This window comes from Pseudomonas sp. xss_2 (assembly GCF_043104195.1).
GTDB lineage: Bacteria > Pseudomonadota > Gammaproteobacteria > Pseudomonadales > Pseudomonadaceae > Aquipseudomonas > Aquipseudomonas urmiensis.
This window is the reverse complement of sequence record NZ_JBICKL010000048.1, coordinates 1-13,103: the sequence shown is the minus strand read 5'-3', so window position 1 is coordinate 13,103 and position 13,103 is coordinate 1. Positions and strand designations below refer to the sequence as shown.

Below are 13,103 nucleotides of genomic sequence, written 5' to 3'. Positions count from 1 at the left end.
GATGGCCGGATATCGCAGGATTTCCCCCGCAATAACCGGCCCAATGCCTGCTTATCGGCAGCAGCGGTCAGTACTGTAGGGGCGCGCCCTACGCCTGCGGCAATTGGCGAATGAAAGCGACGATCCGTTGGCCCAGTTCGCGCGCCAGCGGCAGCTCTGGATTCTGATAGCTCTCACGCTGGCCGCTCATGGCGCGCGGACTGATACGCAGCATGTGGTTCATGCCATCGATCAGCGCCAGCTGGGCATCGGGCTTGGCCGCCTGCAAGCGCTCGGCATCGGCCACGTCCACTTGCACATCGTTGCGCCCCTGAATGATCAGGGCAGGCACTCGGAGCTGGCCGAAGGCGCCGGCCGGGTCCTGGCGCAGCAACGAGATCAGGTAGGGCTGCACCGAAGGGCGGAACACTTCGCGCAGTGCTGGCGGCACATCCAGGCTGGTCTGGCCGGCTTGCAGACGGTCGATCAAGGCGTTGCCGCGCGCCAGTTGCGCCGCTGGCAGGCGTTGCGCCAGTTGCTCGCGCAGCACCTGCGCCACTGGCCGGCCACTGCCGGCGACAGTGATGACGGCGCTGGCGCCGGCTTGTTCGGCGGCCAGGGTGGCGATCAGCGCACCTTCACTGTGGCCCAGCAGAATCAACGGGCCAAAACGCGGGTCGGCCTGAAGTTTGCGGCTCCAGGCGACGGTGTCTGCAACGTAGCGCTCGACGCTCAGTTGGCGCTCGTCCGGGGTGGCCGGCTGGCTGGCGGCAACCCCGCGTTTGTCGAAGCGCACACTGGCGATGTGCTCGCCGGCCAGCAGCAAGGCCAGTCGCTTGAGGTTGTCGATTCGCCCGCCGGCAGGGTTGTTGCCGTCGCGGTCGGTTGGACCGGAGCCGGCGATGATCAATACCACTGGCGGCGGGGTGTCCTGCTGGGGCAATAGCAGGCTGCCGTGCAGCACGCCCTGGCCGGTGTCCAAGTCGATCGGACGTTGCAGGACGGTGGGGGCGGCAGCATTGGCGAAGGTGGTGCAGAACAGCAGCAACAAGGCGGCGAAGCGCAGCATCATGGGGTACTTCATGAGGAGATGAGGGTTGGACCTGGAGGCCTGATGAAGGTTCTGCCAGTGCACTTGATTGTGCGTCATCGTGCAGATCTTGCGGTCCACTCCCTCCCTGTGGGAGTGGGCTAGCCTGCGAAGAGGCCGGAACTGACAACCAAGGGCTTGGATTTCCTTCGCAAATCTGCCGCTTTCCGTATACTGGCCGCCTCATCCAAACTTCAGGCTGATTCGCGGAGCGTCCATGTCCGGCAATACCTACGGCAAGCTGTTCACTGTCACCACCGCTGGCGAAAGCCATGGCCCGGCGTTGGTCGCCATTGTCGATGGGTGCCCGCCAGGCCTGGAGATTTCCTTGGCCGATCTGCAGCACGACCTCGACCGGCGTAAGCCCGGCACCAGCCGGCACACCACCCAGCGTCAGGAACCGGACGAAGTCGAGATCCTTTCCGGGGTGTTCGAAGGCCGAACCACGGGCTGCTCGATTGGCCTGCTGATCCGCAATACCGACCAGAAATCCAAGGACTACTCGGCGATCAAGGACCTGTTCCGCCCAGCCCACGCCGACTATACCTACCACCACAAGTATGGCCTGCGCGACTACCGTGGCGGTGGTCGCAGCTCGGCGCGGGAAACCGCCATGCGCGTCGCTGCCGGTGCCATCGCCAAGAAGTACCTGGCCAGCCAAGGCATCCGCGTACGGGGCTACATGAGCCAGCTGGGCCCCATCGAAATCCCGTTCAAAACGTGGGACTCGGTCGAAGACAATGCCTTCTTCAGCCCGGACCCGGCCAAGGTGCCAGAGCTTGAGGCCTACATGGACCAACTGCGCCGTGACCAGGACTCGGTCGGGGCCAAGATCACTGTGGTGGCCGAAGGCGTCATGCCGGGCTTGGGCGAGCCGATCTTCGATCGCCTGGATGCCGAGCTTGCCCACGCGCTGATGAGCATCAACGCGGTCAAGGGCGTGGAAATCGGCGCCGGTTTCGCCAGTGTCGCCCAGCGTGGCACCGAGCACCGTGATGAGCTGACTGCGCAAGGGTTCCTCAGCAACAATGCGGGCGGCATTCTCGGTGGTATTTCCTCCGGTCAGCCAATCGTTGCCCATCTGGCGCTCAAGCCCACGTCGAGCATCACCACCCCGGGCCGTTCGATCGATGTCGATGGCAACCCGGTCGAAGTGATCACCAAGGGCCGCCATGACCCCTGCGTAGGCATCCGCGCCACGCCGATTGCCGAGGCGATGATGGCCATCGTGCTGATGGATCACCTGCTGCGCCATCGTGCGCAGAATGCCGATGTGCGGGTCAATACTCCCGTTTTGGGCCAGCTTTAATCAGCGTTGATTGGCGCAGGCCCTATCGCGGGGCAAGCCAACGCCTACACGGTCTTTGTAGGCGCTGGCTCGCCTGCGATAGGGCCGCAAAGCGGCCCCCAATGATCACCACAAAGCGCACTGCCCCATGACGCCAATTCCCTACTGGCGCCTGTCCAGTTTCTACCTGTTCTACTTCGCCCTGCTCGGCTCCACCGCGCCGTTCCTGGCGTTGTACTTCGATCACCTCGGCTTCTCCCCGGCGCGCATTGGCGAGCTGGTCGCGATCCCCATGTTGATGCGTTGCGTCGCCCCCAATCTGTGGGGCTGGCTGGGAGATCGCAGCGGCCAGCGCCTGCTGATCGTGCGCCTGGGCGCGTTGTCGACCCTGGCGACGTTCTCGCTGATCTTCTTCGGTAAAAGCTACGCCTGGCTGGCGCTGGTGATGGCCCTGCATGCGTTCTTCTGGCATGCGGTACTGCCGCAATTCGAGGTGATTACCCTGGCCCACCTGCATGGCCAGACCTCACGCTACAGCCAGGTGCGGCTGTGGGGCTCGATTGGCTTCATCCTCACCGTGGTGGGCCTGGGCCGGCTGTTCGAATGGTTGAGCCTGGATATCTACCCGGTGGCGCTGGTCACCATCATGGCCGGTATCTTCCTCGCCAGCCTGTGGGTGCCCAATGCCCAGCCGGTGGAACATGCCGAGCGTAGCGGGGCAGGGGGCTTCCTGCGCCAGCTGCTGGCGCCTGGGGTGATCGCGTTCTATCTGTGCGTGGCGCTGATGCAGCTAAGTCACGGGCCGTACTACACCTTCCTTACCCTGCACCTGGAACACCTGGGCTACAGCCGCGGCAGTATCGGCTTGCTATGGGCGCTAGGGGTGGTAGCGGAGGTCTTGATGTTTATGGCCATGAGCCGGATCTTCGCGCGCTTTTCGGTGCGCCGGGTGCTGCTGCTCAGCTTTGTCCTGGCGGGGCTGCGCTGGCTGTTGTTGGGTAATCTGGCCGAAGTGCCGGCCGCGCTGATCTTCGCCCAGCTGTTGCATGCCGCAACCTTTGGCTGTTTCCACGCCGCCTCGATTGCCTTCGTCCAAGCCAGCTTCGGCGCACGCCAGCAAGGCCAGGGCCAGGCGCTGTACGCGGCGTTGTCGGGCACAGGCGGCGCACTAGGCGCCTTGTATTCGGGCTACAGCTGGAAATTGCTGGGCCCACACTTCACCTTTGGTATGGCCAGCGTCGCAGCCTTTGCCGCAGCCGTTATCATTGCGACTCGAATGACCGATAGCAGGAACAGCCCCTGATGAGCATCCTCAGCGTTTTTCACCCGTCAAGCCCGGGCCTTCCCAACAAGTTGCTGACCCACCATGACGACATTGTCACCACCCTCGCCGAGCAGGGTGTGCGCTTCATGCATCAACCGCATGAGCTGCGGGTTCGCCCTGGGACGGGTCAGGACGAAGTGCTCGACGCCTGCCGTGAGCCATTGGATCGGCTGATGACCGAGCATGGCTGTGCGGTCTATGGGTTGCTTAACCGTGATGGCGTGGATGCGGCGCAGGTCGATCTGCGTAACGAGCATGTGCATGGCGGCAATGAAGTGTTCGCGGTGATCAGCGGGCGGGCTCAGGTCACCCTGCGGGTAGGCGAGTATGTGTATGCCGTGCTGTGCGAGAAGGGCGATGTGCTGGTCGTGCCGGCCCAGGTTCGGCGTTGGATTGACCTGGGGGATACGCCGTTTTGTCTGGCGCTGCGGTTATTCCGCGATGAGCAGGCGATGGCGCCGCGCTTTACCGGTGATGCGGCTGCGCTGGCGTTTGCGGGTATCGCCGAATTCTGAGGTTTAGCACTCCGGCCCTATCGCGGGGCAAGCCCGCTCCCACGTAATCAGCTTGAGCAGGAAACTACGTGGGATCCCTCGCGGGACAAGCCCGCTCCCACGTAATTTAGCTTCAGCAGGAAACTACGTGGGAGCCCTTCGCGGGACAAGCCCGCTCCCACGTAATCAGCTTCAGCAGGAAATTACGTGAGAGCCATCGCGGGGCGAGCCCGCTACTACGTAATCAGCTTCAGCAGGAAACTACGTGGGAGCCCTCGCGGGGCAAGCCCGCTGTCACGTAATCAGCTTCAGCAGCGAGCTACGTGGGAGCCCTCGCGGGGCAAGCCCGCTCCCACGTAATTTAGCTTCTGCAGGAAACTACGTGGGAGCGGGCTTGCCCCGCGATAGCAGTGGTACTGACACTCAGCGGTAAGTCGGCAGCGCAAACCGCTGTTGGCTCTGCAGCATCGAGATCACTGGCAGCTCACTGGCCTGTTCCGCTAGGTCGCGGCGAATTGCGCTGATCGCCCACGACAGCTGCTCGGCACTGTGCAGTTGGCCGTAAGTCAGTACCCGGCGAGTGACCACGCCATCAGCGGCACGCAGGGTCAGCAGGATGCCGCCGTCCGGGCGGGCCTGGGTAGCGACCTGGTAGGCGGAAAACACCGAGGCGAACTTTTGCTGAATGAGGTCCATATCAACTCCTGACTGTTGTGTTGGCAGACGTGAGTTGATCGTTGCAGTGACCGTGCCAGCCTTTTGCTTTGATTAAATCCCTTTAAAATCAGTGCCTTACAGGATTATGACGAGGAGCCCCTCGTGCATTGTGCATGGTCGTGCATTTTGCACAGTGCATTTTGCATGGCCATAGAGCCAGCCTCTGGGCCCAATAGAATCTGAACCTTTGACCCATCAGGGGTGCCTGACAAAAACTTGGGCTCTAAATTTTGCCAGGAGGTTCAGAATGTCCGACCAACAGCCCGCCACCATGAACGACGACGAAGCCGCAGCCTTTGCCGAAGAGGTGTTCGAGCGCGCCCGCCGCGGGGATGCCCCGATGCTTGGGCGTTTGCTCGCCAGCGGCCTGCCGGCCAACCTGCGCAACCACAAGGGCGATACCCTGCTGATGCTTGCCAGCTACCATGGCCATCATGATGCCGTGCAGGTGCTGTTGAGCCATGGCGCCGATCCGTTGATCGCCAACGACAACGGCCAGTTGCCCATCGCTGGCGCCGCGTTCAAGGGCGATCTGGCGATGATTCGCCTGCTGCTCGAGCACGGTGTACCGGTGGATGCCGCCGCCGCCGATGGGCGTACAGCGTTGATGCTGGCGGCGATGTTCAACCGCAGCGAAATTGTCGACTACCTGCTGGCCCAAGGCGCCGACCCTGCGCGCCAGGATGTCCGGGGCGCCAATGCCCTTGCCGCGGCCCAAACCATGGGCGCGGTCGACACCGCTGCGCGCTTGCAGGCGCTGGCCGGCTAACCCTCAGGGGGCGTTTGCAGCTATCCTTGGTGACTTTTTCACCATTGCAGAGCCCCCTCATGAAAGACCAATTGCGCGAATTCATCAGCCTCGTCGGCGCCGGTTGCATGCCCGATGACGAGATCGAGCGCATTGCCGACGAGGCCGCTCAGGCCTACGCCGACCCCGCCGCGTTTCTGGCCGCCAACCCGGATATCAACTACGACGACACCTTCCCGATCCCGCTGGGTGAGTGGATCGTGCTCGGTAGCCTGCCGGATACCGTGCTGTTCCTGGCCGACAGCTATCAGGAGCTGTTCCAGAACATCACTGATTCGTTCGACAAGAGCGTGCCGTTCAACCTCAAGCCCAAGCAGCTGGCGAAAACCGAGCCATTGACCGCACTCAACCGCATTCAGGTGCAGATGGGCGCGCTGAACAAGGAGGCCGGCGGCTATGTGCTGCTCAACTTCAGCCAGTTGCTCGATGACGAGTTGCAGATGGTGCTGGTCGGTCAGAATGACCTGGCGCGGGTGCTGGAGTTGGGCGCTGAGGTGGGGATCGCCGTGGAGCCGGCGTTGGAGGCCTTGAAGGTCGCTGTGCACAACTGACAGTGGTTGTCGCCAGTGCGGCCTCATCGCGGGGCAAGTCGCAGCGATGAGGCCGGCACTGGCAACCCATCAGCCCAACGCCGTATCCAGAAACATCATCACCCCAAAGCCCCCCATCAACCCCAGCGTCGCCGCTGTCTGATGGCCATTACGGTGGGTTTCGGGGATCACCTCGTGCGACACCACAAAGATCATCGCCCCCGCAGCCAGGCCCATGCTGATCGGGTAGGCGAGGGCAAAGCCGGTGGAAATCCCCAGGCCGATCACGGCCCCCAAAGGCTCCATCAGCCCTGAGCCTATGGCCACCAGCGCCGCTTTGAGGTTCGACAGCCCCGTCGCCCGCAGGGCCAGGGCCACTGCCAAGCCCTCAGGAATGTCCTGAATCGCGATGGCGCTGGTCAACGGCAAGCCAATGGTCATGTCGCCATTGGTAAAGCTCACGCCAATCGCCATGCCTTCGGGCAGGTTGTGCAAGGTGATCGCCAGCACGAACAGCCACACCCGGCTGATCCGCTCCGCCTCAGGGCCACAAGGGCCGGTGCTTTCATGTTCGTGTGGGGTAAACCGGTCCAGGCCAAGCATCAACAGCACGCCCAGGCCCATCCCCAGGACCACGGTGAATGCTGCGGCCGGGCCGTTGCCGGTGATCTCGCGGGCCGCATCGAGGCCGGGCAGAATCAGCGAAAACGAGCTCGCAGCGAGCATCATCCCCGCCGCAAAGCCAAGCATCACGTCCTGGCTGCGCGCGCTGACATCACGTAGTACCACCGCCAGCACTGCGCCCAGCGCGGTAGCGCCAAAACCTGCCAGCCCGCCGAGGAGCGCCAGGTGCAGGTTGTCTGAGTGATCACCGTTGACGGCATTCCACATGCTGGCCAGCAGCAGGATAACAATCGCGAGCAAGCTCACACCCAGGCCGGCACTGAGCCAGGGAGCATTCAGGGCTTGTTGCCGCCAGGCGCTCAGCATCGAGGCTGGGGCGGCGCTTTGAGTGTTGGCAGGTGGCATGCGGACCTCATGACAATGAATGAAATCAGTCTAACCAGTGACCTGCGCCGCTGCCCAAGGATTCCCTTCTATCGGCGTGATAGACGCTATGCTCTGCCGCACACGGATTTTTTCAGGAGCGAAGGCATGGGCTCGACATTCAATGGCCTGGTAGGCCTGATCATACTGGCGTTGGACATTTGGGCGATTGTGAATGTTCTGAAAAGTGGTGCCGAAGTGGGCATCAAGGTGCTGTGGATCTTGCTGATTCTGTTGTTGCCGGTCATTGGCCTGATCATTTGGGCGATTGCTGGCCCCAGAGGCAACATCCGCCTCTGAGCGCCGCGCTAGCAGGGGCATTGCGGTAGGCGTGGGGGTGGGATTGCCCCGCGATAGGGGCAATCTCGCGCCGTCTGTCGGCGTTCGTGACAAAATTTTCACACTGGATTAACCAGAATCCGCGCCGCACAATGCTGCGTTAGTCCAACGCCACGCTTGATGGCAGGGCTCTGTGGCAATGTCGCCTTCCCGCAAACCCGCAATCCTAGGATCTCCCCATTCATGGCTAACACGGATGCCTTGAAACAACGGGCCGTGCCGGTCCCGTTCGCGCCGACCCTCAAATCGCACCTGGTTTATACCTTGCTGTGCGGCCTGGTGATCATGCTGATGCTCAGCCTGGTGCGCCTGGGGCTGCTGGTCTACAACAGCGACATGATCGGCGACACCCCTTACTCCACCGTGGCCGAGGGCTTCCTCAACGGCTTGCGCTTCGACCTGCGGGTGGTGGTGTACATCAGCATTCCGCTGCTGCTGGCAGTGCTTAGCCCTTGGGCGATGGCCCGGCGCGGCTTCTTCCGCCTGTGGCTGACCCTGGCCGCCAGTACGGTGATGTTCCTCGGCCTGATGGAGATGGACTTCTACCGCGAGTTCCATCAGCGCTTGAACGGCCTGGTGTTCCAGTACATCAAGGAAGACCCCAAGACCGTCATGAGCATGCTCTGGTACGGCTTCCCGGTGGTCCGCTACATACTGGCCTGGCTGGTCGGCACCTGGTTGCTGAGCCTGCTGTTCAAGGGCATCGATCGCCTGACCCGTGGCAGCAGCGCAAGCGCAAGCGTCAGCCCACGTGCGCCGGTTGCCTGGTACGGCCGCCTGGCGGTGTTCATGGTCATCCTGCTGGTGGCGGTGATCGCCGCGCGTGGCACCCTGCGCCAGGGCCCGCCAATGCGCTGGGGTGATGCCTTCACCACCGACTCCAACTTCGTCAACCAGTTGGGCCTGAACGGCACCTTGACCCTGATCGACGCTGCCCACAGCCGCTTTGGCGAAGACCGCAGCAATATCTGGAAGGCCACCCTCGACCCAGTGGTCGCCCAGGAGGCGGTACGCAACCTGCTGCTGACCCCTAACGATACCCTGGTCGATACCGATGAAGCGGCCGTACGCCGTGACTTCGTGCCGCCTGCCGAGCGCACCCTGCCGGTCAAGAACGTGGTGGTGATCCTCATGGAGAGCTTCGCCGGTCACTCGGTGGGCGCCCTGGGTAGCCCGAACAACATCACTCCGTACTTCGACAAGCTGGCGAAGGAGGGTCTGCTGTTCGACCGCTTCTTCTCCAACGGCACCCATACCCACCAGGGCATGTTCGCCACCATGGCGTGCTTCCCGAACCTGCCAGGCTTCGAGTACCTGATGCAAACGCCAGAGGGCGGCCACAAGCTGTCCGGCCTGCCAGCGCTGCTCAGTGCCCGTGACTACGACGACGTCTATGTCTATAACGGCGACTTCGCCTGGGACAACCAGTCTGGTTTCTTCGGCAACCAGGGCATGACCACCTTCATCGGCCGCAATGACTTCGTCAACCCGGTGTTCTCCGACCCGACCTGGGGCGTGTCCGACCAGGACATGTTCGACCGCGGCGCCGAAGAACTGGCGAAGAACTACGGCAAGAAACCGTTCTACGCGCTGCTGCAGACGCTTTCCAACCACACCCCGTACGCGCTGCCTAAAGATCTGCCGGTGGAGCCGGTGACCGGCCAGGGCCGTCTGGATGAGCACTTGACTGCCATGCGCTACTCCGACTGGGCCCTGGGCCAGTTCTTTGAGAAGGCGCGCAAGGAGCCGTACTTCAAGGAGACCCTGTTCGTCATCGTTGGCGACCACGGCTTTGGCAACAGCCAACAGGTCACCGAATTGGACCTGGGCCGCTTCAACGTGCCGCTGCTGCTGATCGCTCCGGGGATCCAGGAGAAATTCGGCGCCGTTGACCACACCGTGGGCACCCAGGTCGACATCGTGCCGACCATCATGGGCCGTCTCGGTGGCCAGACTCGTCACCAGTGCTGGGGGCGCGACCTGCTCAACCTGCCTGAAGGTGATCCGGGGGTGGGCATCATCAAGCCATCGGGCAGCGAGCAGATCGTCGGCCTAATCAAGGGTGATCACATCCTGATCGAGTCCAAGGACATGAGCCCGCGCCTGTACCGCTACCAACTGGGCCGCGAGTTCAAGGCCGAGCTGGTTGAAAGCGAGGATCAGCCGCAGATGCTGAAAAACCTCGAGGCTTACATCCAGACTGCGACCAAGAGCCTGCTGGATAACACGGCAGGTGTAATCCACGGCACGCCGAAGTAATTCGGGTTTTGCTGTAAACGAGGCTCGCCGGGTGACCGGCGGGCCTTTTTCATGCTCGCTCGGCAGCCATGCTGAACAATGTCCTTATGCAGGGGTCAAGCTAGAACGGATGTCACTCATTGCTGTATCGAGGAGGGCTATTCAATGAAAGAGTGGGAAGTCATCTTTGCCGACCAGAAAGGCGAAACCACCACGCTGCTGCTGACTGCCGAGCAGCGTCCCAGTGACGAGGATGCGGCGCGGGCTATCCGCTCGCACCTGTTTCCAGTGATGGATGAACTGGACCTCAACGACTTCCAAGACCGCAGCCAATCCCCCACCGCACGCTGGCTCAAGGAGCAAAGCGGCGTGTCGATCACCGATATCCGCGAATTGCCGTAAAACGGCGCCGCTCTGGCGTAGTGCTCTGAGAGGCACTACGCTGGGTGAACACCTCGGTCTTTTCTGCGGGCCGGGGTGGGTTTCATTCGCGTCTTGCATCAGCTCGATCTGTCCGGCATCGCCAACACGCCGGCAGGTGCGTAGTGCACGGAAAGTCTATCCATTGCTTTATTCAGGAGGACGATTCATGAGCAGCCAGAACGACGATATCAGCAGCAGTGTCCTGCGCCAGATGAAAGCTGGCGGTTTCGACTTCACCCAGATCCACCCCATCGAGTTCTACGCGGTATTTCCCAATGAAGACGGCGCGCGCCAGGCCGCCGGACAGTTTCGTGGCGAGTCACTCAATGCTCAGGTGCGTGAACGTGACGATGGTGGTTGGGATCTTGAATTGAGCAAGATCATGTATGCCACCTACCGGGGAATCGGTGCCTTCGAGGAAGCCTTCGAGGGGGTTGTGGTGCCCCTTGGCGGTGAGGTCGAAGGGTGGGGCGTCAAGCATGAACGACAGACTGCCTGAGGTTTGAGCAGGGGGCTGCTTGGCAGCCCGTCGCAGGCTTTGCCATTCAAGTCGATCTCAAGAGTTATTGAATCATGCCTGCACTGAAGCGTTCTCCAAACGATGCTCACAACCCGGTGTGATGGTGGCAACACGGGCCTCTTCGCGGGCAAGCCCGCTCCTACAGGTACCCCGTTGAGTTCGAAGCCAGCGGGGTACCTGTAGGAGCGGGCTTGCCCGCGAAAAGGCCAACGGGTGCTTCAAGGCTTGCGCTTGGCCATATGCCGCAGATACGCCAGTAACGCATCCAGCTCTTGCTCACTCAGCACATTTTGCGCAAACCCCGGCATCTTCGCCTGCTGCCAATGCCGCAAGCTTTGCGGGTCGCGAATGTATTGACGCAAAAACTCAGGCTGGAAATATTCCGTTGGATTATGCGGCAAGTTCAAATCCGGGCCGAACTGGGCGTCGCCTGCGCCATTTAGGCGGTGGCAGGCCAGGCAGTTTTGCTGGAACAGGGCAAAGCCTTGTCGCACCGGATCGCTACTGGGCAATTTGGCATCGGGTAGCAGGGCTGGAAAACGTTGCTCGACCGACTCCAACTTGCGGATCGTGGCAATCTGGAACGGCCACTGTTCCGGGCGAATGCCGCTGGCCTGTGGCTCGGTCCATACCAGATAGAACGGCCCCGCACTTGGCTTACCCGGTGTCAGCGCCGGCCACGGCTGGGTGGGGTCTTCAATGGCGAGCCAGGCGCGGGCCGGACCCTGTTGCAACAAAGGCGCAGCTGGCATTTCGGCGGCAAAGCCATCCAAGGCTACGGCCTGCAGGTGGTCAGCTGGCTGGATGCCTTCAAGCAACACCGCCAGGGGCACCGCGCGATAATGCATGGCGCGTTTATAGGCAACGTCCTGGGCGATATCGAGGTTGCGCGCTTGTGGATGGCTGAGCAGCTCGGCGCTGTCCCATCGGTGCGTGCCATCACCCAGCTCCAGGTTCAATTGCGCTGCGTTCAAGGGCAGGCTGAACATCAAGACGAGCAGGGCAAGGCATCGGCGCATAGGTATTCTCCAACCATCAGGGTCGGCAGGTTACCTGTGCTCGGCCAGAAAATTCCACAGATGCTGTCAGCCAAATAGCCGAGTGAGGTTCGGCAGGATCAGCAGCAGTGTAGTGGCGAACAATATGAGTCCGGCTTGGCGTACTTTCGATTGTCTGAACATGGCGGACCGCCTTCTTGTTGTTATTCCTGAATAGCCTTTGGCTTCCCTGTCTTCGCGTCGGGTCGATCGCAGCGGCGTAATTGCACGCCAACTCCTGCATGCCTCTTGTTTTGTGGATATAAACCAACAGTAGGGCGAACGTTATCCATGTTTCAGAACCCTTTGTTCTAACTGAATGTTGATCGAGTTCCTTTGGTTTTAAGGCCACTGGCTAGCACGCTGGCATGGCGGGGCTAGACCGCTGCGCGAGGGTGGTTACCAAGGGTTACAGGGCTTACCGTTCGTCAGTGCAACCCCTTGCTTGTACGTCCCTTTCGCGTCAGTCTCTAGCACAATTTCCACACATGTCGTTCAGGACTATCGCTATGTCGTTACGCATCTGCATCCTTGAAACCGATGTTCTGCGACCGGAGTTGACGGCGCAGTATCAGGGCTACGGAAGGATGTTCGAGCAGTTGTTCTCGCGTCAGCCGGTTGCGGCCGAATTTCAGGTGTACAACGTGATGAATGGCGACTATCCCCCTGACGGCGAAAAGTTCGATGCCTATCTGGTCACGGGCAGCAAGGCTGACTCGTTTGGCACGGATCCGTGGATCCAGACGCTGAAGGCCTACTTGCTCAAACTCTATGAGCGTGGCGAGAAGTTGCTCGGCGTGTGTTTCGGTCATCAAGTGCTGGCGCTGGTGCTAGGTGGCAAAGCCGAGCGCGCCGATCGCGGGTGGGGCGTTGGCATTCATCGCTATAGCCTGGCGGCGCATGCGCCGTGGATGGATCCTGAGGTTTCTGAGCTGACCTTGCTGATCAGCCATCAAGATCAAGTCACTGAACTGCCAGAAGGCGCTACGGTGATTGCGTCCAGTGATTTCTGCCCGAACGCGGCGTATCACATTCGCGACCAGGTGCTGTGCTTCCAGGGGCACCCGGAGTTCGTCCATGACTACTCGCGGGCGTTGCTCGATGCGCGTCAGGAATATTTGGGCGATGAGGTGTACCAGCGGGCGATTGCCAGCCTGTCGACCGAGCACCAGGGAGATCTGGTTGGGAAGTGGATGCTCAAGTTCATTGGGCATTCGGCGAAGGGCAACGAGAGCGCTGCCTGATTAGAGATTGTTAGTGCTTGTGCCG

The 13,103-nt window shown here is 61.5% G+C and carries 14 protein-coding genes; 10 read left to right on the top strand and 4 right to left on the bottom strand.

Features of this window, described 5'->3' with window-relative positions:
• Positions 1 to 88: 88 nt before the first annotated feature.
• Positions 89 to 1,051 carry an alpha/beta fold hydrolase gene (locus tag ACF8K2_RS10835; RefSeq protein WP_392464764.1) on the bottom strand — a complete coding sequence of 321 codons (963 nt, stop codon included), beginning with the start codon at positions 1,049 to 1,051 and terminating at the stop codon, positions 89 to 91.
• Between the two features lie 235 nt (positions 1,052 to 1,286).
• Here ACF8K2_RS10835 and aroC point away from each other — a divergent pair, with 235 nt between their 5' ends.
• From aroC to ACF8K2_RS10820, 3 genes are all read left to right on the top strand, one after another.
• Entirely contained in the window at positions 1,287 to 2,378 is a 1,092-nt protein-coding gene (aroC, locus tag ACF8K2_RS10830; RefSeq protein ID WP_312156331.1) for a chorismate synthase, read from the top strand.
• Positions 2,379 to 2,505: 127 nt separating this feature from the next.
• Positions 2,506 to 3,660 (top strand): MFS transporter, encoded by a 1,155-nt coding sequence (locus tag ACF8K2_RS10825; protein WP_368973584.1) that lies wholly within the window; start codon positions 2,506 to 2,508, stop codon positions 3,658 to 3,660.
• Positions 3,660 to 4,196: an oxidase gene (locus ACF8K2_RS10820; RefSeq protein ID WP_392464762.1), complete on the top strand. Its 537-nt coding sequence runs from the start codon at positions 3,660 to 3,662 to the stop codon at positions 4,194 to 4,196. The genes ACF8K2_RS10825 and ACF8K2_RS10820 overlap by 1 nt, the downstream gene beginning before the upstream one ends.
• Before the next feature lie 402 nt (positions 4,197 to 4,598).
• Here the strand turns inward: ACF8K2_RS10820 and ACF8K2_RS10815 are convergent, their stop codons facing one another.
• Positions 4,599 to 4,871, bottom strand: a complete 273-nt coding sequence (locus ACF8K2_RS10815) for a DUF3509 domain-containing protein (protein ID WP_186554802.1) — start codon at positions 4,869 to 4,871, stop codon at positions 4,599 to 4,601.
• A 268-nt stretch (positions 4,872 to 5,139) separates the two neighbouring features.
• Between ACF8K2_RS10815 and ACF8K2_RS10810 the strand changes: the two genes are divergently transcribed.
• Both ACF8K2_RS10810 and ACF8K2_RS10805 read left to right on the top strand, forming a co-directional pair.
• The gene (locus ACF8K2_RS10810) at positions 5,140 to 5,661 is read left to right on the top strand and encodes an ankyrin repeat domain-containing protein (protein WP_392464761.1); all 522 of its coding nucleotides are present in this window, start codon (positions 5,140 to 5,142) and stop codon (positions 5,659 to 5,661) included.
• 59 nt (positions 5,662 to 5,720) lie between these two features.
• On the top strand, positions 5,721 to 6,251 hold the full coding sequence (locus ACF8K2_RS10805) for a hypothetical protein (RefSeq protein ID WP_392464760.1): 531 nt from the start codon (positions 5,721 to 5,723) through the stop codon (positions 6,249 to 6,251).
• Positions 6,252 to 6,320: 69 nt separating this feature from the next.
• Here the strand turns inward: ACF8K2_RS10805 and ACF8K2_RS10800 are convergent, their stop codons facing one another.
• The gene (locus ACF8K2_RS10800) at positions 6,321 to 7,259 is read right to left on the bottom strand and encodes a ZIP family metal transporter (RefSeq protein ID WP_186554805.1); all 939 of its coding nucleotides are present in this window, start codon (positions 7,257 to 7,259) and stop codon (positions 6,321 to 6,323) included.
• A gap of 126 nt (positions 7,260 to 7,385) precedes the next feature.
• Between ACF8K2_RS10800 and ACF8K2_RS10795 the strand changes: the two genes are divergently transcribed.
• The 4 genes from ACF8K2_RS10795 to ACF8K2_RS10780 all read left to right on the top strand — a co-directional run bounded on the left by ACF8K2_RS10795 (position 7,386) and on the right by ACF8K2_RS10780 (position 10,776).
• Entirely contained in the window at positions 7,386 to 7,577 is a 192-nt protein-coding gene (locus ACF8K2_RS10795) for a PLDc N-terminal domain-containing protein (protein ID WP_186554818.1), read from the top strand.
• Between the two features lie 222 nt (positions 7,578 to 7,799).
• The gene (locus tag ACF8K2_RS10790; protein WP_392464758.1) at positions 7,800 to 9,875 is read left to right on the top strand and encodes an LTA synthase family protein; all 2,076 of its coding nucleotides are present in this window, start codon (positions 7,800 to 7,802) and stop codon (positions 9,873 to 9,875) included.
• A 144-nt stretch (positions 9,876 to 10,019) separates the two neighbouring features.
• Positions 10,020 to 10,256, top strand: coding sequence for a hypothetical protein (locus ACF8K2_RS10785; protein WP_186554807.1), 237 nt, complete (start codon positions 10,020 to 10,022; stop codon positions 10,254 to 10,256).
• Between the two features lie 187 nt (positions 10,257 to 10,443).
• A complete protein-coding gene (locus ACF8K2_RS10780) occupies positions 10,444 to 10,776 on the top strand; it encodes a ribonuclease E inhibitor RraB (protein WP_186554808.1) in 333 nt (110 codons plus the stop codon).
• A 239-nt stretch (positions 10,777 to 11,015) separates the two neighbouring features.
• Here ACF8K2_RS10780 and ACF8K2_RS10775 read toward each other — a convergent pair whose 3' ends face one another.
• Positions 11,016 to 11,816: a c-type cytochrome gene (locus ACF8K2_RS10775; RefSeq protein WP_392464756.1), complete on the bottom strand. Its 801-nt coding sequence runs from the start codon at positions 11,814 to 11,816 to the stop codon at positions 11,016 to 11,018.
• 527 nt (positions 11,817 to 12,343) lie between these two features.
• Between ACF8K2_RS10775 and ACF8K2_RS10770 the strand changes: the two genes are divergently transcribed.
• Positions 12,344 to 13,078, top strand: a complete 735-nt coding sequence (locus tag ACF8K2_RS10770; protein ID WP_312153722.1) for an amidotransferase — start codon at positions 12,344 to 12,346, stop codon at positions 13,076 to 13,078.
• The last annotated feature ends 25 nt before the right edge of the window (positions 13,079 to 13,103 follow it).